This is a genomic window from Paenarthrobacter sp. 10L412 (assembly GCF_056395565.1).
Map to the genome: position 1 here is coordinate 254,790 of NZ_JBFTJT010000005.1, position 20,941 is coordinate 275,730.

Genomic DNA, 20,941 nt, shown 5'->3' on the forward strand with positions numbered 1-20,941 from the left:
CATGCCCCGCCCGCACACCCTGTTCACCGGCCAGTGGGCCGACCTCCCCTTCGAGGAAGTCGCCCGCCTCGCCTCGGGCTGGGGCTATGACGGCCTGGAAATCGCCGTCTCCGGAGACCACCTGGACGCCTGGCGCTGGGACGAACCCGGCTACATCGACTCCAAACTCGCCGTCCTGGAAAAGTACAACCTGAAGGTCTGGGCCATCTCCAACCACCTCAAAGGCCAGGCCGTCTGCGATGACCCCATCGACTTCCGCCACGAAGCAATCGTCGGGTCCCGCGTGTGGGGTGACGGGGAGCCCGAAGGCGTCCGCCAACGCGCCGCCGAAGAAATGAAACACACCGCCCGCCTCGCCAAAGCACTCGGCGTGGACACGGTGGTGGGGTTCACCGGGTCCTCCATCTGGCAATACGTCGCCATGTTCCCGCCCGTCCCCGAAAAAGTCATCGACGCCGGCTACCAGGACTTCGCGGACCGCTGGAACCCCATCCTGGACGTGTTCGACGAATGCGGGGTCCGCTTCGCCCACGAAGTCCACCCCTCCGAGATCGCCTACGACTACTGGACCACCGTGAGGACCCTGGAAGCGATCGGGCACCGGCCCGCGTTCGGCCTGAACTGGGACCCCTCCCACTTCATGTGGCAAGGCATCGACCCCGTCTCCTTCATCTGGGACTTCAAGGACCGGATCTACCACGTGGACTGCAAGGACACCAAGCTCCGGCCCACCGGCCGCAACACCGTCCTGGGTTCCCACCTGCCCTGGGGCGACCCGCGCCGCGGCTGGGACTTCGTCTCCGCCGGACGCGGGGACGTGCCCTGGGAATCCTCCTTCCGCGCCCTCGCCGCGATCGGCTACAACGGCCCCATCAGCATCGAATGGGAAGACGCCGGCATGGACCGCCTCCACGGCGCCCCCGAAGCCCTCGCCGCCCTGAAAAAGTACGACTTCCCGGCATCCAAAACCAGCTTCGACGCCGCCTTCAGCAGCAAAGACTAACCGTTGCAAGAACTGCTGACAACGGCTGATGTAGCAAGCGGCGTGGTCACCGATCCTGAAAGCACGCATGTCGCCGCCACTCGTCTGAAAGCCGCGCAGCTATCACCTCTGTCTCGGTTCGCTGCCACGCAAAGTCCAGACGCGGCAAATCCCTAAAACAGCTAACAGAGGACCAAACATAGGCATGACCTCACTTTCCATGATCGGCATCGACATCGGTGGCACCGGCATTAAGGGCGGCATCACTGACCTCACCACTGGCCGTCTTGAAGGAGATAGGGTCCATATCGCGACCCCAAGTCTGCGCACGCCACATGCCATCGCTGACGTTGTCGCAGAAGTAGTCCAGGAACTGGAGCAGCGAATGGAAGCGCAAGGGGTGGGTGCACCGGTAGGGGTTACTTACCCCGGGATCGTCCAGCACGGCGTTGCCCGCTCAGCTGCAAACCTGGACGCTTCGTGGGTCGGCTTCGATATTCAAACCCTCTTCACAGACCGTCTTCATCGAATCGTCGAGGTCATCAACGACGCGGACGCTGCTGGCTTGGCGGAAGTGAAATTTGGTGCTGGCGAAGGTGTTAATGGCACAGTCCTGGCAATCACGCTGGGAACAGGGATCGGTTCGGCGTTCGTATTCGATGGAAAACTCGTGCCCAACTCTGAACTGGGCCACCTTGAGATCGACGGGTTTGACGCGGAAACCAAGGCCTCGGCCGTCGCCCGCCAGAGAAACAACTTGAACTGGGAGCAATACAGCGAGGTCCTTCAACGCTATTTCTCTCACGTTGAATTCCTCTTCTCCCCCGACTTGTTCATAGTGGGTGGTGGTATCTCAGCTTGCGCCGACCAGTACCTTCCTAAATTGAAACTGAATACCCCGATCTTGCCGGCCAAACTAAGGAACGACGCGGGCATCATCGGCGCAGCCCTTCAGGTAGCTGCACTTCACCCGGATGCGATTGCAGCAAACTGCAATTAAGCCCTTCGTTGTAGCGCGCAGGTTGAAGTACACCCCAAACTGATGTCAGGCAGCGTGGGCAAAGGCCGTCAAAACAGGGTTAGATTCTTCTTTTCTGACTACGGGTCGAGAAACTCATAGACCGCAACCTGACACCCCTCGTTCATAGGCAACGGCGCAACATATGGTTTCTTATCGGCGTTTGCGGGTGCCCCCAAGGCTCAGTCTTCTGGTTCTGTGCCGGCGTCGGCCCATTCCAGCGCGGCCACAACGTGGCCTTCATCGGGCAGGGCGCGCTTCTCGTCTGCCGGGAGCTTGTCGTAGGTGTAAGCTGCCACCGCCATGGGCGAGGTCGAGCGACCCAGACTGTACCGGACGCTGCGGTCGTTCTTGGTGCCGCAGATGAGAATGCCGATGGTTTCGTTGTGGTGCTCACGGCGCAGCATGTCATCGACAAGGGCGACGTAGAAGTTGAGCTTGCCAGCATATTCCGGCTGGAACTTGCCGGTCTTAAGTTCGACGACGACGTAACGGTTCTGGTCGACGTGAAAGAAGAGTAGATCCACGTAGAAGTCATCACCGTCGACGTCGAAGTGCACCTGCCGGCCAACGAAGGAAAACCCCGGTCCGAGTTCCCGGAGGGTTTCGGTGATCCGGCTGGTCAGGGCGTTTTCGAGGTCACGTTCTGCCACTTCCCGGATAGGCCGAGGAACTCGAAGTTGTACGGGTCCTTGGCAACCTGTTGGGCCAGCTCGGATGATTGCGCAGCAAGCTGCTGCGCAAAGTTCGACGGTGCATTCCCGGTGCGTTCCAGGGTTCTGTTCATGATCATGTTCAGCAACACATTGCGTGACCACCCGTGCTGAACTGCCGACGCAGCGTAGGCGTTGGTGGAATCAGGCCCGAGTTTCTTGTCCAGGAGAACCATGATGTGCCCTCACGGCAATTGCGCAGCAGCCTGCTGCGCAATTGCCCCGTCCGGCCACATGGCCGCGAAAGTTGTCATGTACTGGATGTTCCGGGGGGACAGGCCCTTCATGTCGGGGAACTCCCTCCGCAGGTCCTCCGAGAGTCGTTTGATCACTCCGCTCCCCCAGCCCTGCCGGTCCTGCTGGAACCTGACCTCTTGGCCGATCGTCCAATAGAGCTCGATGAGCTGAGTATTAATGGTCCGAAGCGCCTTGGTCCTGGCCGCCTTGACTGTCGCTTTCAAGTCCTCGAGGAGATCCACATAGCCGTCGGGCAGGTCCATGTCGCGAGAGTCGGTCATCATCCCACCCTAATGCGGCCAAAGACGCGCTTGATCCCAATTGTTCAGACGCTGTCTGGACAATTAGGATGGCGGTGATTCGCAGGAGGTCCCGACGATGGCCGGCAGGACCGAGGTGTTCAGGGTCCCGGTGTTTTTGCATGTCGCATTTGTAGAACGGTCCTCGGGGGTCCAGGAGCACGTTCATGTGGTGGTCGGCGTGGTCTCTCCACCAGACGCTGATTGCGGTGGCTCCGTCGAGTCGGAGGTGTTCCCAGGCCCGCCAGAGCGCTTCGACGCGGGAGACTACCTCTGGGTGGAAGTACCTCTCGATGCACGATTTGGCGGCGCGGCCGTCGACGTCCCGGACGTAAGTGGGCAGCAGATGCTCGTGCCGGAATTCTTGGGCTGAACGGTAGACCAGTTCCGACAGCTTCTGGTTTTCCCTGTTGCGTGAGCGGGTTCGTCCGCGGTCGTGGCAGCGGCTTCGCTGAAGCGTCCGATGTCGATGGTCATGTCAGCGCACCGTTTTAAAACCGTGGGCGCCTTCAAATCCGTCCAATAGGCACCGGGAGTAGAAAGCGACACGGATGAAGCGGGGCCTCTAGCGCAGCGACTTATCGTCCGGATTGCGGGGAACCACGTACGTGCTGCCATCCGGGCGGCGAAGGGTTTCCCATTGCTGCGTCTCCGCTTCGCGTTGGGCCAGGAGCCTGCGGTTGTCCTCGGTCATTTCGTGATCGATGGAGCTGCTGTGTGCCGGGCCAAAGATGACCCTCAGCTTTCCCGTAGCGCGCATGAACTTCTGTGTAAAGGATTCCTTTGCCACGCGGATCGACTCCTCTTTTATACGGCTCAACAAGTTCATAGTACACTAACAATTAGTACACTAACTAATTGGGTGGGAAGGCAGCCATGACCCAGACCAGCGAGACAACCCAGACCAATGAAACAGGCCAGGCCAGCGAATCTGACGACCTCCTTCTGGAACGCCAGCTGTGCTTCGCGCTGACCGTTGCCTCGCGGAGCGTGGTGGGTATCTACAAGCCCATCCTCGAACAGCTCGGGCTAACCCATCCGCAGTACCTTGTGATGCTTGCACTCTGGGAGCGGAGCCCCAGGACACTTAAGGACATTAGCGACAGCCTCCTCCACGAACCCGCCACCTTGTCCCCACTCCTGCGCCGACTTGAGGAAGCCCAGCTCATCACTCGCGAGCGCGTGCCCGGCAACGAGCGTGCGCTTGCCGTCAAGCTGACGGAAAAGGGAGCAGCACTTCGCGAGCAGGCAACCGCGGTTCCTGGTGCAATCCGGGAGCGCCTGCAACTCAGTCGCGAGGAGGTGGCCGAACTCCACCAGGCCATGACCGGCCTCATTGCGGCCACCCAGCGCAGCGCCACCTGAGGCCCTGCGGACGGCAACCCAGCGCAGCGCCACCTGAGCACCAGCACTCAGTGCGCCAAGGTGAGAATCTCAGCCCCGTCGTCAGTGATGGCTATCGTGTGCTCACTGTGGGCTGTACGGCAGCCTGTCGCGCTTCTCAGCGTCCACCCGTCGGCATCGGTAACGAGCTCGGCGGTGTCCGCCATAACCCAAGGCTCCAGCGCCAGCAGTAGTCCCGGGCGCAATTTGTATCCACGGCCCGGCCTCCCGGTATTGGCAATGTGCGGGTCCTGGTGCATCGTCGATCCGATGCCATGACCACCGAACTGGGTATTGATCGGGTATCCCGCTTCGCTGAGGACCGAGCCTATGGCGTGGGAGATATCGCCGATGCGGGTGCCGGGTCCGGCGACGGCCACCCCTGCACTCAAGGCCCGCTCCGTCGCATCAATCATTGCCAGGCTGCCCAAGGGCTTTGAATCGCCCACTATGAAGCTGATGGCAGAGTCTGCAGCGACACCGCTTTTGGAAACGGCGATGTCCAGGGACACCAGGTCGCCGTCAGCAAGCGTGTAGTCGTGAGGGAGTCCGTGGAGTACGGCGTCGTTGACGGACGTGCAGATGTAGTGCCCAAAAGGGCCGCGACCAAAGGAGGGCGAATAGTCGACGTAGCAGGATTGGGCCCCGGCATCGATGATCATGGCTTGAGCCCACTGATCGATCTCCAGGAGGTTGACGCCTACGGCGCTGCGGCTTTTCATTGCCTGAAGAATGTCGGCAACCAAGGCACCGGCCTCCTTTGCCCGATGCAGTTCGGTGCGGTTCAGAATCTCGATCATGCGGCGCCTTTCCCATTCAACCAATAACTATCCCGGCCATATTATCCCGGTATTAGAATTGGAGCCATGGTCAGATTGCCACTCACAGCTGAAGAGGTCGAGCGCGGACAGCGTCTCGGCGCCATGTTGCGTCGCGCCCGGGGAGGGCGCTCCATGCTGGAAATTGCGCTTGAGGCCCAGGTTTCACCGGAGACGCTCCGGAAGATTGAGTCCGGACGGGTGGCAACCCCGGCATTCCAGACCATCGCAGCGATCGCCGATGTCCTCGGGCTGTCCCTCGATGAGGTGTGGGCGGGGATCAGCCAGCCCGAAAGCATTGCGGCACCCGCATAAAATGGCAGCAACCAAGGAGATTCCATGCGCTCGCGCCTCGTCCGGCCCCTCACAGGAGTCCGGCCCCTCACAGGAGTTCGGCCCCTCATAGCCGTCCTGGCCCTCGCTGGCCTGGCCGGCTGCTCGGGCACCCCCGCCCCGGGTGGGTCGAGCAGCGCTGCCTCCGCGCCGTCGTCGTCCGTCAGTCCAAGCGAAAGTCCCACGCAATCCAGCCCCACGCCCACCCAGGTGCCCACAACCCTCGGCCCCGAAGACACAGCACCGGACCCCAGCCTCCCGGGAGCACAACCCACGCCGGGACAGGGAAACGCTGAACTCTCCATCACGGTTCTGGAGTCCGCCAGCGCAGCACCGCAGAACTACACGCTCGTTTGCGTAAACGGCGCCCCGGCAGCCGAAAGCAAACACCCCACCGCGAACGCGGCCTGCACGGCACTGAAGAACAATCCTTCGCTGCTAAGCCACGCACCCATTAGGAGCGACCAAGAGTGCATCCAACAGTTTGGCGGGCCGCAAACGGCCAAGGTGACCGGCGCCGTTGACGGCATGGAAATCTCCGCTTCCTTCAGCCGCACCGACGGTTGCCAAATCGCCTTGTGGGACGCGGCCAGCGCCATCATCGGTTCCAGCGGTGGAGCAGCTTAGGCCGCAGCACCTCCCCCAAGAGCACTGGCTCGGGATGGAGGCCGCCCATCATGCACGCGTCGCCCGCTACGCCGACCCCTACTTGGCCCGCCGCTCGGCAGGAAAGAAACATCCCGTGGAGGACTTCCTCTTCACGTACTACACCCAGAAGCCTGGCCAATTGCTGCGCTGGCATCCCGGCGACGGCGTGGTGCTAAGTGGCGAGCGTGCCCTTGAGCGCGCCAACTGGAAGTTCTACCGCATGCTCGACGACGGCGACCTCGCCGCCGTCGGACTGCCGCCAGGTACGCCCGCGGTCACCTTTGACAGGGACAGCTTCATGGCCCAACGCGCCGAAGCCGTCAGTTTCGCCGGCATTATCCTCAAAGGCACCGCGATGCGCCCGGGTCAGTTCGGCTGCTTCGGCCTCCATGAGTGGGCCATGGTGTACCGGCAGGAGAAATTCGAGTTGCGGCACGAGTACTTGAAGCTGCGGCTTGGCGGGGACGGCACTGACACCGTGGTGGAGCAGAACCGTATCCGCTGTTCCCACTTCGATGCCTTCCGCTTCTACACGCCGGACGCCATCCCGCTGAACGAGTTCACGCCCACCCGTGAGAACCAGCGCACCATGGAACAACCTGGCTGCCTGCACGCCAACATGGACCTGTATAAGTGGGCCTACAAACTGACTCCGGCGCTGCCCAGCGAGTTGGTGATGGACTGCTTCGAACTGTCCTGGCGGATCCGGACCATGGACATGCAGGCCTCCCCTTACGACCTCGAAGAATGGGGCTACCCGCCCATCAGGATCGAGACATCGCAGGGCAAGGCCGAGTACGTTGAGTACCAGCGGGCTTTCGCGGCCGAATCCCAGACGCTGCGGGCCCGCGTGCTTCAGGCAATCGAATCGCTTCTTTAGAGGAGCGGGATGGTCCCCCGGGACTCCTGCCGCAAGCACCCGCCGCCACCAGCGAAAGGTAACCATGGTTTCTCCCGACAACAGCGAGTACGACGTCGATCTCACCGTTGCGCTGACAGAGGCACCTGGCGCCGCGCCCACTGAGTTCTACCTGCGGTCCGCGAAAGGCATTCTGTCTCCGGAGCCGGACTCGATCGACTCGAACCTTCCGGACGCGACCGCGGCCCTTGCCGCCGTCGAGCAGTTTGGTGAGGAAGTGTTCTTCCCGGTTCCGCGTCCGGACCGGATCTGCACGCAACAGTACGGGGGCCCGCAGGTCGCCCTGGTGACAGGTTGGTTCCGTGGGCGGAAGGTCCACAGCAAGCTCAGCCGGACCGATGGTTGCGAGATCGCACGCTGGCGCGCCATGGCACCACTCCTGGGCGGCGCGGAAGGATCCACCGGCGCCATCTGAGTTTCTGTGGACAGCTGACGCCCTTAAGAGAACGTCAGCTGTCCACACATTCCACGAACGAGCTAGCTCGCGTTATTGCTTTGCGTTGGCTCGTCTCCTCGGATCTTGTTGCTCTTCTTTTCCTTCGTTGGGTTTTCGTCATCCGGAACAACCGCGGCACCGCCAGGACTCACCACTACCGTGACGAAGCTGGGTTCGCTGGTGCCCTCGAACGTCAGGCGTCCAATGTAGGAGCCTGGCGTCAGGTTGGTCCAGTTCAGCGAGATGGTGCCGGCCTTGCCGTTGGCGAGGCGGATCGGGTTGGGCGTCACCGTGGCGTTGCCCTCGTTGGCCCCCAGGACCGCGGCATCAACTGTTGCCTTGGTGGGCTGGTTGTTGGGGCTCGCGTAAAGGTTGGCGAAAACGTAGTAGTCGCCCGGCTCGGGATCGGGCACGGTGACGGATTCGCTGGCCGAGGCCGTCGCGGACGGGAGCTGCTGACCTGTCGGGGTCAGCACGAGCATGTCGAAGTCCGCGGCTTCGTCGGAGGATATGACCGAGAACTTGGCCAAGGCACTGTTCTCCCCCACCGTCACCTTCTTGACGAAGTTCGAGGCGTTGGTCTCACCGGCAAAGGGGCCCGGAACCAGTTCAACTGCTGAGGAATCCGCCTTGGACAGGCCATCAACCGTGACTCCCACCGGTGCGTTGGTGCCGGAGACGATGTTGATGGCTGCCGAGCCGTTGGGGCCAGTTCCCGTGAACGCCATGGCCTTATCCGCGATGACAGACTGCGGACGGACAGCAATGGGCGAGGTGACGGTCTTGTTTGCGCCCTGCCAGCTAAGTGAACCCATGGCGAACTTACCCAAGGCTGCATTGTTGTTCTCGAACTGCACCTTGAACGTCTTCTTTTCACCCGCAGCACCAAAGTTCAGCACGGACGGGGTGACCTTGACGTTGACGCCGGGAACGTTGACGGAGGCGCGGTACAGGCCCGGCGTCAGCGCGGTAACGGTCCGCGTGACCTCGATCTTGCCGGCCAGGTTGCCCAGCGCAAACGAGGGGACGTTCATGTCCCGCGGCTGCGTGGCGCCCAGTCCCTCAATGCCGAGGTCCATGCCCGTGCCCTGGACGAATTTGAGGTAGTCCTCGGTGGTGGCGTCGTAAACCAAACCGGGGCTGAGGACCTTTGCGGGATCCACCTGTCCTGCGCCGGTGGCGAAGACATCCTTGTTGACGGCCCCGTTGGCCAGTTTCACCGGACCGGCCGTGGTCATCATGGCCGATTTCACGGTTGCCGGTGACCACTGTGGGTTTTTGGACAGGATCAGGGCGCCGAAACCGGCCACGTGCGGGGAAGCCATGGACGTTCCGGACAGGAAGCCAAAGTTGTCTCCACCGGTTCCGATGGGTGAAACTCCAGCAAGGATAGCGACGCCTGGTGCTGATACGTCAGGCTTCAGGAGGTCCGAATCCGTTGCCAGCAAGGGGCCGCGGGATGAGAATCCGGCGATCTGCGGCTGCGGCTCGGCGGGCAGGCCTGTGGTGTCGTGGTTCAGCAGGGACACAGTGACGGTCGGGTTGGCCGTCACCTTGTCCTTGATGGCCTGCGTGGCAGGAGGGTTCACGTGGACAGTGGGAACAGCATGCTTGTCCGTGTCCAGCGATGACTCGATTAGGTTTACCAGGATCATTCCGACCCCACCGCCTCGAAGAACCTCCGCGCTCTTCGCGGTGCGGTCAACCACGCCACGGTCACAGACAACAACCTTGCCGGATACCTTGGCAGGATCCAGCGAGCCGGGAGCACACAGCGCTGCATTGCCTTCACCGCTTGCAGCGTTGGTGGAAAGCACGACGCCGGCCCCGCTCACCTCGTTATTCATGATGCTCGCTCCGCGGAATTTGCTGCCATCGGAGAATTCGATGGTGCCCTGCAGTTCCTGCGAGAAAGAGGTGGCAGCGACTGTGGTCAGCCAGGGTGCTCCGTGGTTCACGGTGCTGGCGGTTGGTCCGGAGTTTCCGGCGGAGGTTGCCACGAAGATCCCGGCCGATGCGGCTGAAAGGAAAGCCAGCGATACGGGATCGGTAGTGGATGTGGTGGAACCGGAGATGGAGTAGTTCAGCACATCCACGCCGTCCAGGATGGCCTGTTCAATGGCATCCACCGAAGCGGAACCGTAGCAGCCGCCCGTCGTGGGATCTGTGTCTTCCCAGCAGACCTTGTAGATGGAGAGTTTGGCGGCAGGAGCGATGCCGCTAGTGATGCCGAAGCTGCGTCCGTCCACTACGGCGTCGACGTTGCCGTTGCCCGCGGCAGTGCTTGCGGTGTGGGTGCCGTGGCTGTCCACGTCAACGGGCGAGATGACTTCCTCGGGGGCACGGTTTTCCGGGGGGACACTTCCCAGGAAGCCATCCGCGAAGTAGTGGGTGCTGAGGACCTTGGAGTTGCAGGCGCTGCCGTCATAGCTGGCGCCTGTGTCCGTCCCGGGCTGGCACTCACCAACGAAGGTGTCGCCGTCCGCCTTCAGCATGGCGATCTTGCCGTCAGCGGTCCGGTAAGGGACGCCTACCTGCGGGTCTCCGACCAGCGGGCCAACGGGCTCGCCTGCGAAAAAGGGATTGGAGGGTGTGTATCCGGTGTCGATGACACCAACAACGGTGCCCTTCCCGGCGTTCTCCTGGCCTCCGTATTGCGTTGCCCAGGTGCCGTTGGGGCCGCTAAGTTTCAGGAAATCAGTGGTGGAGTAGTCAGGTGCGTACTGTGTGTCCGGTGCGATCATCAGGACCTTGGGGTCCTTGGCCAGGTTGATGGCCTGCTCTGCCGTCAGGTTGGCGCTGAAGCCGTTAACGGCGGTGGTGAAGTCACGTTCAATGGTGACGTTTTCCTGCTGCGCGACTTCCTGCTGCGCCTGTTGCAGGTGTTCCTGGTATTCCTTCACCTCCACGCTGCCGGATTCGAGCTTCTTGCCCTCTTCCGGCTTGGTGGGCGCAAGGCCCGGCGTACCGCCGTCGTACGTGGCCGCGGGCTTTTCTGCCAGGACAACCATGTAGCGGCCGTCCTTGTAGGCGCTGGGGTCAAGGTTCTTCTTGACCACGCCTGCCAGATTCCCAGCCACAGTCTCCGGTGAGGGAGCTGCCTGGGCCGGCAACGCCACGGAAGAGAGCAGCAACGGCAAGCCCACGGCGAGAGCCGCTGCCTTTCGAAGCCCCCCGCTTCTGACGAAGCTCTTTCCTTGTGATTTCACGAGTGATAGCACCTTTCACTGAGTGAGGCCCGGGCTCCATCGCCAAGGCCTGTCAACATGTGAATGGCTGCGTTCGTGACAGTTCTTGTCAAAAATGCGCAACCAGTCGAGTCACAGATTACAGACTGATAGCAAAATATGACATACAGCACACTTCAGGAAATTTGTCTTGTCTCCGCGCCAAATTCACGTCACATGACGACGGACCGCAGACCCTCCCACGCTTGGGTTTCATTGTTGAGAACGGTCGTTTCGGCGCCATCGCCCTTCGCCTCCCTCAGCCCGTACTGGTACCCAGCGATGGAGTATTCGTGGAGGTTTCCGTCTTTGGCTGCTTGCGGTTGGAGGAAGACAATGTAGTCCTTGCCAACCTCGACGTCGACGTCGTCGGTGATCTTTGCCTGGATGTACTTAGCGTCGGTGGGCTTCTGACCCCCATTCAGATTCAGAATCTTCTGCTGCTGGGCCGGATTAAGGGTGTTCCAGTAGTCGTCGTAGCTGACGATCCCGCCAACACGCGAATAATTCAGCTGGGCACCAGCCTTAATGTCCCCCTTGTAGACCTCCCGGACCGACATCTGTCCGAAGGTCTGCGGGAAGACATATTGATTGGAAATCGGACTGAACGATCGTCCACCATCGATTGAGTCGATGTACACACGGGCAACGACAGGGTACTTATTGAATCCATAGAATGGATCCTTTGCTTCCCAAAGAAACTCAACCTCGGTACCAGCCTGCTGTATTTCGTCTATCGGGATGTTGGCATAGGCATCGTTCGAATTCGGAGGTGCCGACTGCTCCACTTGCTGACTCGATTCTGAAGCAAGAGGTTTGGTTGGTTCCGGGGCACATGAGGACAAGCTGGTAACCAACAGCGTGGCCGCAACAACGAAAAGCGCACTTGCCTTGTTCATTTTTTGCCCCCGTGTAACAGATAGAACATGACTGTCTTTTATCCGAGGGTATAGGTACATACCGACATACCTTTCCAACGATGGAGTTGCAGTGAAAATCCTCGTCCCCCACACCATCACGCTGGACCTCTCCGATTCAGGCGAGGACGTGTTCGTTTACCAGGCCGATGAGCCCGTTCCGGACGAGCACGTTGACGCGGAGGTCCTGGTGGTCTGGCAGAACACCTCCGAGAATCTGGCCGATGCTGCCCGAAGGATGAGCCAACTCAAACTCGTGCAGACCCTGGCAGCCGGACCGGATTCCGTCCTGGCAGCGGGATTTGCAACCAACGTGTCCATCGCCTCGGGTCGCTCACTTCACGACGGTCCAGTGGCCGAGCATGCCTTGGCTCTCACGCTCGCCGCCGTGCGGAGGCTGGACCTTCTGTTCGAAGCCCAAAAGTCCGCCTCGTGGGACCAGGCCTACAACGCAGCGCAAGCCAGCACGGAAACGGAACAGCTTTACACGCTCGACGGCGCGAACGTCACCATTTGGGGGTTCGGTTCCATCGCGGGTCGACTCGCTCCCATGCTCGCCGCGCTGGGGGCAAACGTCACGGGCGTGGCCAGCTCACGAGGGGAGCGCTATGGCTTCCCCGTCGCTGCGGCGGAGGAACTTCCCGAAATACTGCGAACCACGGATGTGCTGATCTCGATACTGCCCGCCACCCCCGAGACCACCGACGCTTTGAGCGCTGAACTCTTGCGTGCACTTCCGGCGACCGCAATTTTCGTCAACGTTGGCCGCGGGGCAACCGTTGATGAAGACGCCCTGGTTGCCGCCCTGCACGAGGGTCGCCTGCGCGCCGCAGCGTTGGATGTCACCAAGGACGAGCCGCTGCCCGCAGGCTCCAAACTCTGGTCGGCGCCGAATGTCATCATCACCCCGCACGTGGCGGGCAACCGTCCCAAGGGCTCAGCCAAGCTGGTCCTTACCAACCTGTCAGCCCTCCGGGAAGGCCGGGCATTGACCAACCAGGTTTCCGGCTAGCGCGGGTTTCCAGCTAGAGCGAAGCCAAGCGGCGCGAGCCAAGAAAGCGCGAAAAAGTGGGCCCGTCCGGGTGGACGGGCCCACTTTCGTGAACGATAAAAGTCAGGCGTGCTCGTAGGTCAGGCAGTCTGCAGCCTCGCGGCCAGGGCCAACCTTGACGTCGTGGGCCTCGCACATGAGGTTGTTGTTGTGAACGCATTCGGACCGCTGGCAAGCACCTACGTGGGCAAGGACCTTGGGAAGGCCGCCCATTGCGTTCGTGTCGATGAACGTGGCGCAGGAAGCGTGGTCCTGGGTTCCACCAATGGTGATTCCAAAAGCAGTGCATCCATCATGGTTGAAGCCGCAGCTGCCAACGCTACAGGCGGATACCTCGGCAATGTGTTCGGTCATTGTTCCTCCTGGTTGGATCCGGATATAACGCAGGACCTCGACCCCGCGTGTAGTCCCTAAACTACGCCGACATTGCCGGATTTAACCCGATCGAATAGCGCATTTGTACGTACGCTAATACGCCGCTATTTGCCTGGGGTCCGGAGCGCATCGCTGATCTTCGCGCGCGTTTCCTTATCCAACGGGGCTGTCACGTGGTGTTCCCTCGCCGCCCTGTCAGCCTTGATTTTCTGGATGACCATCCGTCCCAGACCCGCAAAAACAGCTGCGGCTACGACGCCCAGCACCATCGACCTCGGTTTCTCCGCCATGCCCCAATCCTAGTGACGGGCGCCACGCCCGGCGAGTGCCGCCGTCGGGCTTTCATTGCCCCGAATTTGGTGGGGATCGGCGGGGGGTCCTCGCGGAATCCGGCTGAATAGGGTATGCGCGCCGGTCCCGGTAAGATAGGTGTGCAAGCTCGCGGAGCGCCCCCACGCTGTAGAAACCCAGTTGAACGGCGTGAGACGGCAACCTCCGCGGCAGCCTTATTTAAGGTTCACCCAACTCACGCACAGGAGTTACCGGATGCCCCGGATCGTCGTTGACGTCATGCCCAAGCCCGAGATTCTGGACCCCCAGGGGAAAGCCATCGTGGGTGCACTGCCCCGCCTCGGCTTCAACAGCTTCAGCGCAGTCCGTCAGGGCAAGCGTTTCGAACTGACAGTCGACGGCGAGGTGACCGACGCTATCCTGGCCCAGGCCCGTGAGGCCGCTGAGACCCTCCTGTCCAACCCGGTGATCGAGGATGTTGTCAACGTCGAGGTCGTCGAGGCCTGATATGACATCGATCCCCCTGATTGGCGAGGCCGTGGCCGTCGCCGCTGAGCCCCGCTTGGCCGGCGCCAAGATCGGCGTCGTGACCTTCCCCGGCACCCTTGACGACCGCGACGCCGCACGTGCAGTGCGGCTTGCAGGCGCCACGGCGGTTCCGCTCTGGCATGCAGACACCGAACTGGGCGATGTTGACGCAGTCATCATCCCCGGTGGTTTCTCCTACGGTGACTACCTGCGTGCCGGCGCTATTTCGCGTTTTGCGCCCCTGATGACCAAGCTCATCGATGCCGCCAACTCGGACGCAAAGCTCCCGGTTTTGGGTATTTGCAACGGTTTCCAGATCCTGACGGAATCGCACCTGCTGCCAGGTTCCATGATCAAGAACGACCACCTGAAGTTCATCTGCCGGGACCAGGTCCTGCGCGTGGAGAACGCCAACACTGCCTGGACCCTGGACTACCAGAACGGTCAGGAAATCACTGTGCCGCTGAAGAACCAGGACGGCCAGTACATCGCTGACGAGAAGACCCTGGACGCCCTTGAGGCTGAGGGCCGCGTGGTGTTCCGCTACGTAGGCTTCAACCCGAACGGCTCGCGCCGCGACATCGCAGGCATCTCGAATGCTGCAGGCAACGTAGTCGGCCTCATGCCCCACCCCGAGCACGCGGTTGAGGTCGGTTTCGGACCTGAGTCCCTTGATGGAATCGGCGGCTCCGACACCGACGGCCTGGGCTTCTTCACCTCCGTTTTGAACAAGATTGTGGGAGGCGACAAGTGACCACGGAAACCACCAAGAAGTTCAACATCGATACTGTTGAACACGCTGCCAAGACCCCGGACACGGAACTCCCGTGGGCCGAGCTCGGCCTGAAGCAGAACGAATTCGACGAGATCGTCAAGGTCCTGGGCCGCCGCCCCACCGGCGCCGAACTGGCCATGTACTCCGTCATGTGGAGCGAGCACTGCTCCTACAAGTCCTCCAAGAACCACCTCCGCCAGTTTGGCGAGAAGGTCACCGAGGAAATGAAGAAGGACATGCTGGTGGGCATCGGCGAGAACGCCGGCGTCACCAACCTTGGCGACGGCTGGGCCGTGACGTTCAAGATCGAGTCGCACAACTCGCCGTCGTTCGTTGAGCCTTACCAGGGCGCCGCTACCGGCATCGGCGGCATCGTCCGCGACATCATCTCCATGGGCGCGCGCCCGGTTGCCGTGATGGACCCGTTGCGCTTCGGTGCGATCGACCACCCGGACACTGCCCGCGTCATGCACGGTGCCGTGGCCGGAATCGGCGGCTACGGCAACTGCCTCGGCCTGCCGAACATCGGCGGCGAAATGGTCTTCGACTCCGTCTACCAGGGCAACCCACTGGTTAACGCACTCGCTGTAGGCGTCATGCGCCACGAGGACATCCGCCTGGCCAACGCCTCCGGCAAGGGCAACAAGGTTGTCCTGTTCGGTGCACGTACGGGTGGCGACGGCATCGGCGGCGCTTCGGTGCTGGCCTCGGAGTCCTTCGACGACACCAAGCCCTCCAAGCGCCCCGCCGTCCAGGTAGGCGACCCCTTCGCTGAGAAGGTCCTCATTGAGTGCTGCCTCGAGCTCTTCAAGGGCTCGCTGGTTGAAGGCATCCAGGACCTCGGCGCTGCTGGTATTTCCTGTGCCACGTCCGAGCTCGCCTCCAACGGCGATGGCGGCATGGAGGTCGAACTGACTTCCGTCCTGTTGCGCGACCCCACGCTGACCCCGGGCGAGATCCTCATGTCCGAGTCTCAGGAACGCATGATGGCCGTGGTCACCCCGGAGAACATCGAAGCTTTCGAAGCTGTGATGGACAAGTGGGCCGTGGAGTACTCCTGGTTGGGTGAGGTCACCGATACCGGTCGCCTCATCATCACCTGGGAAGGCGAAGTAATCGTCGACGTCGATCCCCGCACCGTTGCGCACGATGGCCCGGTCTATGACCGCCCGTTTGCACGCCCGGAATGGCAGGACTCGGTCCAGGCGAACTCCTTCACCGGTTCCGTCGAGGATGCAGACCGTCCTTCCGCTCCCTCGGAACTGGCTGCAGCCGTTACTGAACTGGTCGCTTCGCCGAACATGTGCAGCAAGGACTGGATCACCAACCAGTACGACCGCTACGTTGGCGGCAACACTGCCATGGCCTTCCCGGATGATGCCGGTGTGGTCCGCGTTGACGAGGAAACCGGGTTGGGCGTTGCCCTGGCCACGGACGCCAACGGCCGCTACACCTACCTTGAGCCGTACCAGGGCGCCCAGCTCGCGTTGGCCGAGGCCTACCGCAATGTGGCCACCTCTGGTGCTGTTCCGATGGCCGTCAGCGACTGCCTGAACTTCGGTTCCCCCGAGGACCCGGACGTCATGTGGCAGCTGGCCGAAGCCATCCGTGGCCTCTCGGATGCCTGCATGGAGCTTGGCATTCCCGTCACCGGCGGCAACGTCTCGCTCTACAACCAGACCGGCACCACGCCGATCCACCCGTCCCCTGTGGTGGCAGTCCTGGGCAAGCTCGACGACGTCGCCCGCCGCACGCCGTCGGGTTGGCGCGAGGATGGCCAGGCCATCTACCTGCTGGGCACCACTGCCGCAGAACTGGACGGTTCGGAATGGTCCAACCTGCGTGGACACCTCGGTGGCCTGCCGCCGAAGGTTGACCTCGCTGCCGAGCGTGCTTTGGGCGAGATCCTGATCAACGCTTCCCGTGACGGCATGGTTGACGCAGCACACGACCTCTCCGAAGGCGGACTTGCAGCCGCATTGGTTGAGTCGTCCCTGCGCTACGGCGTTGGCGCCCGCATCGCCCTTGAGGAACTCCTGGAGCGCGACGGCGTTGACCTGTTCACCGCACTGTTCTCCGAGTCCCAGGCCCGCGCAATCGTCTCGGTGCCGCGCTCCGAGGAAGTCCGCTTCAAGGACATGTGCACTGCCCGCGGCTTCGCCCACCTCCGGATCGGCGTTGTTGATGCTGCCAGCGCGAAGCTGGAGATCAACGGCGTGGACGAGCTGTCCTTGGACGCTCTCCGCGAAGCACACGAGGCCACTTTGCCGAAGTACTTCGGCTAAGCCTCCCCGCTAAGACAACGCGGGGTCACTTCCGGCCCATAAATCCCTCGGGATGGGCCGCAAGTGACCCCGCGTTGGGCGTTAAGCGGGCCAGGTCTGTTGCCGGGAGAGTTGGTCCGTGAATTCCGGTCCGGGCAGAGGACGGCCGAAGTAATAGCCCTGCCCACTCGTGCACCCGATGCTTCGCAGCGCTTCGGCCTGTTCCGCTGTTTCGATCCCCTCCCAGATTCCCTCCAGTCCGCAGGAGCGGATTAGCTGTTGGATCGCGGCAAGGAAACCCAGCTGCGTACTGTCCTTGCTCAGTTCCTGGACGAACTGCCGGTCCACTTTCACGCGGTCCACCGGAAGTTTTCGCAGATAGCCCATGGACGAGTAGCCTGTGCCGAAGTCATCGATCTCCAGTCCAACGCCCAAGCGGTGCAGGCTCGCCAAGGTGTAACGGTCCAGCTCGTTGTTCTGGATGATGGCGCTCTCCGTGAGCTCCAAAACCAGTGCTTCCGGAGGCAGACCCGTCTTGCCCAACGCGTCCCGCACGTCGTCCACGAACTCCAGGCTTTGCAGATCTGCAGCAGAGACATTGATTCGCATCGTGAAATTGTGTTGTGCCGTGACGGGGTTGTCCCGCCACTGACGCAGTTGCTCCACGGCCGCGTGGAGCACCCAGCGGCCCAACTCCGCGATCAAGCCAGTAGCCTCTGCAACGGGGATGAAATGGTCCGGCATGATGAGACCACGCACAGGGTGGTTCCAGCGGACCAAGGCCTCGCTGCCCTCGATCCGGCCGGTGGCCAGCTCAACGATCGGCTGGTAGAAGAGGACCAGTTGATCCGAGCGGATGGCTTCCCGGAGCTCCCCCACAATCTGGCGCTGGAGTTGCCGGGCATGAAGCGTGGAGGGATCGAACAACTTGAGCTTGTTCCGGCCCTCGCTCTTGGACTCCTCCATCGCCATATCGGCCTCCTGGAGAAGGTCCTCGACGCTATGATGCGGCTCGGCAATCCGAAGGCCCATGCTGACCCCACAGCGGACACTGCTGTTCCCGAGGTCGATGTTGGGTTCCAGCGCCGCAAGGATACGGTTTCCGACGGCGGCCGCCCGGTTTTGCGGCGTGGCGGGCAACAGCACGGCGAATTCGTCGCCGCCCAGGCGGGTGACGACGTCGTTCTCCCTCACCGCCGAGCGGATCCGCATCCCGACCGTGACCAGAATCTGGTCCGCGGAAGCATAGCCAGCGGACTTCTTGAGTCCCTTGAAGCCATCCAGGGTGACGAGCAGGAGTGCGGCTGGCGTTGCGCCGCCGGCAGCAGCCTCCTGCGCTTCAATGAAGGCATCCACCAAAGCCACACGGTTGCCGAGCCCCGTGAGTACATCCGTGAAGACTTCGCGACGCTGCTCGTGGCGTGCGTGATGGAGCTCCTCCATCAACGAGGTGATATGCCGCTCCAGTTTCCCGATCCGAGCGTCAATGTCGGCCGGAAAGGAGCGGCTGGGGTGGATTCGGCTGGGTTGGATTCCGTTGGGCTGGGTTGCGTTCACGACGCTTCCATGCGCCGCAGGGTATCGTCGGCTACGGCTTTCGGTTTGGCGACGGGATTGCGGCGTTCGTCGAGGAAGAGCCGGTACGAGGCGACATCGAGCCTGCCGTCTCCTTCGATCGGAGTCCCGGCCCGGTACACGTGGGTAATCCAGGACCCTCCCAGGATGGCTTCGATCCACGCATCGCATTCAGCCAAGGGAAGGGGCACACGCGATCCGGTGTTTCGCCGATGGCCAGCGATTGAGACCGTAATGCAACTGCCCAGGAGTCCCTGATCGGCGGTGAACCATGCAAGGCCCTCGACGTCGGCCACAATGGTCAGGTTTGCACTGTCATCGCCTACGCACTGGACGGGTTGCATCCGCACAGACCGCCGGGCCACGTTCAAGGCTGTTGGTGTTCCAGCCTGGTACGGAGCACTGGTGATGTCTTGGCGGAAGGCACTCAGTTCCTGGTTGTGCTGGATCTGGATGCGGGTGGTGAGTTCATTGATGGTCATGATCGTGCCTCGTCAGCGATAGTGGCCGCCTGGAGGCGGTCGGCTCCTACAATCCGGTTTCTTCCCTGTGCTTTGGCGCTGTACAGGGCTGCGTCTGCCACCTCGATCATGGAGGTGAGGTCTGGGGCAGCCGGGGTGCTTGCCGTGACTCCGTAACTGATAGTGGGGAAGGACACGCCCTCCGGAACCTCGGTGGAAGCCATGCGGCGGCTGATCTCGGTCGCGATGCTTTGGGCCCGCTCCTGCGTGGCGCCGGGCAGGAAGAGAACAAATTCTTCCCCACCGTACCTGCCGATGAGATCCGTAGACCTGACCGAGGACGTGCAGGCCTCGGCGAAAGCCTTCAAAGCGACGTCCCCGGCGCGGTGTCCGTGGGCGTCATTGACCAGCTTGAAGTGGTCCAGATCAGCCAGGACAACTGCAGCACCGGACGCATTGGCATGAAGTCGTTTGAGTTCGCTGGATGCCAAGTCCAGGAAGGCTCCCCGGTTAAGGAGACCTGTCAGGTGATCCTTCGAGGCCCGCTCTCTCAGGCCTTTGATCAGTTGGTCGCTGCTCAAGGTGGTCATGCTGAAGGACACCGTCACCAGCAGCACCAAGGACACCAGGCCCGAGGGCGCCGGACCAAAATACGTACGGAATGCTGCACTCTCGGGGCCGTCCAGTGCGTAGACCACCCAACGGCCCAGGTAATAAATGGCCAAAAGTCCGGCGGCCAAGGAGAGGGCTTTGTGCACTTGGGAGTGCACAGCCTTGATGAACCACAAGTCGCGGGCAGCCAGTGCGATGCCAAAAGTCATCATGCCCAGATACACGAAGCCCCCGGACCATACGTTGGAGCCTGGGCTTTCCAGCACGGACGCGCCTGCCGTGACGACGGGAGCCACCGCCAGCTGCCATGGTGCCGCTTTAAGGTCCCGCAGCGTACGGGCACCCGCCCAGACGCTGAACGCTCCGGCCACCACCAGGACGTTGCCGAAGGGGTTGGCCCAGTGCTGGGCCGGTGTGCCGTTCAGGAGGAACGCCGTGTTTCCCAGCATGAACTGCAGCAGCGCCAGGCTCCACCAGCCCGCGTATGGCGACCGCGTGCGGCGGTAAGAGGAGAAGAACAGCACGAAGAGCGTCAATGTGACCACTCCGAGGGCAACCCTCACCGAAAACGAGTCGAGCACCATTGTTCGCTCCTGCCGATTGGTCCCACGCCAATTTCTAACATGTCAGGGTTCCTGTCAAAGCGGAGCCTCTCCACATGTTGGTCGAGCCGGGGACCTTGTAGTACCCGCGGATTTCATAGGTCCAGGTACCCACGGGCTGGTTTCCGGACTTATAGGACTTTCCGGCATTCTTGCTAAGGTCGCCGGTGAAAGCCAACGTGCCGGAGGGGTTGTACAAGTTGATCTCGTGATAGTTCGCGCCGGAAACTTCCGCGAAGGAATTCACATCCACGGCAACCTTGGCACCATTCGCCGAACACGTCATGATCACGTCGGCACCAGTCGGGGCGAGGAGACGCATGGCCGAGTATTGGGAAGCGGCATGGTCGTTGTCACTGAAAGCGGCAAGGGCGGCGGCAGGCCCGGCCATCATGGAAAGAGCGACGGCTGTCACGCCCGTGAGTGCGCGCCAAGTCTGATTCTTGCTCATGCCGCCCGCCCCCTTAGCTGCTTCCG

The 20,941-nt window shown here is 61.9% G+C and carries 21 protein-coding genes and 2 pseudogenes; 11 read left to right on the plus strand and 12 right to left on the minus strand.

All coding sequences use genetic code 11. The features are described 5' to 3' along the window. The first annotated feature begins 1 nt into the window (after position 1). A complete protein-coding gene (locus tag AC1DD7_RS07825; protein ID WP_477514499.1) occupies positions 2–1,003 on the plus strand; it encodes a sugar phosphate isomerase/epimerase family protein in 1,002 nt (333 codons plus the stop codon). A gap of 184 nt (positions 1,004–1,187) precedes the next feature. Then, a complete protein-coding gene (gene ppgK, locus AC1DD7_RS07830; RefSeq protein WP_477514500.1) occupies positions 1,188–1,982 on the plus strand; it encodes a polyphosphate--glucose phosphotransferase in 795 nt (264 codons plus the stop codon). A gap of 200 nt (positions 1,983–2,182) precedes the next feature. On the opposite strand, the pseudogene AC1DD7_RS07835 reads toward ppgK, so the two are convergent. The 3 genes and pseudogenes from AC1DD7_RS07835 to AC1DD7_RS07845 all read right to left on the minus strand — a co-directional run bounded on the left by AC1DD7_RS07835 (position 2,183) and on the right by AC1DD7_RS07845 (position 4,039). Further along, positions 2,183–3,231 (minus strand): annotated as a pseudogene (locus AC1DD7_RS07835) (PDDEXK nuclease domain-containing protein). A gap of 106 nt (positions 3,232–3,337) precedes the next feature. Continuing rightward, positions 3,338–3,726, minus strand: a pseudogene (locus AC1DD7_RS07840) (DUF4913 domain-containing protein); the annotation flags it as partial. A gap of 88 nt (positions 3,727–3,814) precedes the next feature. Further along, positions 3,815–4,039: a hypothetical protein gene (locus tag AC1DD7_RS07845; protein WP_477514501.1), complete on the minus strand. Its 225-nt coding sequence runs from the start codon at positions 4,037–4,039 to the stop codon at positions 3,815–3,817. 86 nt (positions 4,040–4,125) lie between these two features. Between AC1DD7_RS07845 and AC1DD7_RS07850 the strand changes: the two genes are divergently transcribed. After that, on the plus strand, positions 4,126–4,614 hold the full coding sequence (locus AC1DD7_RS07850) for a MarR family winged helix-turn-helix transcriptional regulator (protein WP_477514502.1): 489 nt from the start codon (positions 4,126–4,128) through the stop codon (positions 4,612–4,614). A gap of 47 nt (positions 4,615–4,661) precedes the next feature. Here AC1DD7_RS07850 and map read toward each other — a convergent pair whose 3' ends face one another. Next, positions 4,662–5,432 carry a type I methionyl aminopeptidase gene (gene map / locus AC1DD7_RS07855; protein ID WP_477514503.1) on the minus strand — a complete coding sequence of 257 codons (771 nt, stop codon included), beginning with the start codon at positions 5,430–5,432 and terminating at the stop codon, positions 4,662–4,664. A 66-nt stretch (positions 5,433–5,498) separates the two neighbouring features. Between map and AC1DD7_RS07860 the strand changes: the two genes are divergently transcribed. The 4 genes from AC1DD7_RS07860 (at position 5,499) to AC1DD7_RS07875 (ending at position 7,765) form a co-directional block, all read left to right on the plus strand. Further along, on the plus strand, positions 5,499–5,765 hold the full coding sequence (locus AC1DD7_RS07860) for a helix-turn-helix domain-containing protein (RefSeq protein ID WP_223947860.1): 267 nt from the start codon (positions 5,499–5,501) through the stop codon (positions 5,763–5,765). Positions 5,766–5,789: 24 nt separating this feature from the next. Next, on the plus strand, positions 5,790–6,410 hold the full coding sequence (locus AC1DD7_RS07865; protein ID WP_477514504.1) for a serine protease inhibitor: 621 nt from the start codon (positions 5,790–5,792) through the stop codon (positions 6,408–6,410). A gap of 34 nt (positions 6,411–6,444) precedes the next feature. Next, positions 6,445–7,311, plus strand: coding sequence for a 3-methyladenine DNA glycosylase (locus AC1DD7_RS07870; RefSeq protein ID WP_477514537.1), 867 nt, complete (start codon positions 6,445–6,447; stop codon positions 7,309–7,311). 64 nt (positions 7,312–7,375) lie between these two features. Then, positions 7,376–7,765, plus strand: coding sequence for a serine protease inhibitor (locus tag AC1DD7_RS07875; RefSeq protein ID WP_477514505.1), 390 nt, complete (start codon positions 7,376–7,378; stop codon positions 7,763–7,765). A 62-nt stretch (positions 7,766–7,827) separates the two neighbouring features. Here AC1DD7_RS07875 and AC1DD7_RS07880 read toward each other — a convergent pair whose 3' ends face one another. Both AC1DD7_RS07880 and AC1DD7_RS07885 read right to left on the minus strand, forming a co-directional pair. Then, positions 7,828–10,995, minus strand: a complete 3,168-nt coding sequence (locus tag AC1DD7_RS07880) for a S8 family serine peptidase (protein WP_477514506.1) — start codon at positions 10,993–10,995, stop codon at positions 7,828–7,830. 191 nt (positions 10,996–11,186) lie between these two features. Then, the gene (locus tag AC1DD7_RS07885; protein ID WP_477514507.1) at positions 11,187–11,912 is read right to left on the minus strand and encodes a hypothetical protein; all 726 of its coding nucleotides are present in this window, start codon (positions 11,910–11,912) and stop codon (positions 11,187–11,189) included. 91 nt (positions 11,913–12,003) lie between these two features. Between AC1DD7_RS07885 and AC1DD7_RS07890 the strand changes: the two genes are divergently transcribed. Continuing rightward, positions 12,004–12,942 carry a phosphoglycerate dehydrogenase gene (locus AC1DD7_RS07890; RefSeq protein ID WP_477514508.1) on the plus strand — a complete coding sequence of 313 codons (939 nt, stop codon included), beginning with the start codon at positions 12,004–12,006 and terminating at the stop codon, positions 12,940–12,942. Between the two features lie 102 nt (positions 12,943–13,044). On the opposite strand, the gene AC1DD7_RS07895 is transcribed toward AC1DD7_RS07890, so the two are convergent. Further along, positions 13,045–13,335: a DUF1540 domain-containing protein gene (locus AC1DD7_RS07895; RefSeq protein ID WP_442018646.1), complete on the minus strand. Its 291-nt coding sequence runs from the start codon at positions 13,333–13,335 to the stop codon at positions 13,045–13,047. Between the two features lie 125 nt (positions 13,336–13,460). Then, a complete protein-coding gene (locus tag AC1DD7_RS07900; protein WP_477514509.1) occupies positions 13,461–13,646 on the minus strand; it encodes a hypothetical protein in 186 nt (61 codons plus the stop codon). Positions 13,647–13,902: 256 nt separating this feature from the next. Here AC1DD7_RS07900 and purS point away from each other — a divergent pair, with 256 nt between their 5' ends. From purS to purL, 3 genes are read left to right on the plus strand one after another with little or no spacing between them, the layout of a single operon-like run. Continuing rightward, complete coding sequence (gene purS / locus AC1DD7_RS07905; protein WP_011773385.1) at positions 13,903–14,154, plus strand: phosphoribosylformylglycinamidine synthase subunit PurS; 252 nt, start codon at positions 13,903–13,905, stop codon at positions 14,152–14,154. Between the two features lies 1 nt (position 14,155). Continuing rightward, positions 14,156–14,929, plus strand: coding sequence for a phosphoribosylformylglycinamidine synthase subunit PurQ (purQ, locus tag AC1DD7_RS07910; RefSeq protein ID WP_477514510.1), 774 nt, complete (start codon positions 14,156–14,158; stop codon positions 14,927–14,929). After that, positions 14,926–17,235 (plus strand): phosphoribosylformylglycinamidine synthase subunit PurL, encoded by a 2,310-nt coding sequence (purL, locus tag AC1DD7_RS07915; protein ID WP_477514511.1) that lies wholly within the window; start codon positions 14,926–14,928, stop codon positions 17,233–17,235. The genes purQ and purL overlap by 4 nt, the downstream gene beginning before the upstream one ends. An 81-nt stretch (positions 17,236–17,316) precedes the next feature. On the opposite strand, the gene AC1DD7_RS07920 is transcribed toward purL, so the two are convergent. The 4 genes from AC1DD7_RS07920 to AC1DD7_RS07935 are packed head-to-tail and all read right to left on the minus strand — an operon-like array spanning position 17,317 to position 20,915. Beyond that, entirely contained in the window at positions 17,317–18,771 is a 1,455-nt protein-coding gene (locus tag AC1DD7_RS07920; protein WP_477514512.1) for a putative bifunctional diguanylate cyclase/phosphodiesterase, read from the minus strand. Continuing rightward, on the minus strand, positions 18,768–19,271 hold the full coding sequence (locus AC1DD7_RS07925) for a hypothetical protein (RefSeq protein ID WP_477514513.1): 504 nt from the start codon (positions 19,269–19,271) through the stop codon (positions 18,768–18,770). The genes AC1DD7_RS07920 and AC1DD7_RS07925 overlap by 4 nt, the downstream gene beginning before the upstream one ends. After that, a complete protein-coding gene (locus AC1DD7_RS07930; RefSeq protein ID WP_477514514.1) occupies positions 19,268–20,446 on the minus strand; it encodes a GGDEF domain-containing protein in 1,179 nt (392 codons plus the stop codon). The genes AC1DD7_RS07925 and AC1DD7_RS07930 overlap by 4 nt, the downstream gene beginning before the upstream one ends. Before the next feature lie 34 nt (positions 20,447–20,480). Beyond that, complete coding sequence (locus AC1DD7_RS07935; protein ID WP_477514515.1) at positions 20,481–20,915, minus strand: SipW-dependent-type signal peptide-containing protein; 435 nt, start codon at positions 20,913–20,915, stop codon at positions 20,481–20,483. Positions 20,916–20,941: the final 26 nt, after the last annotated feature.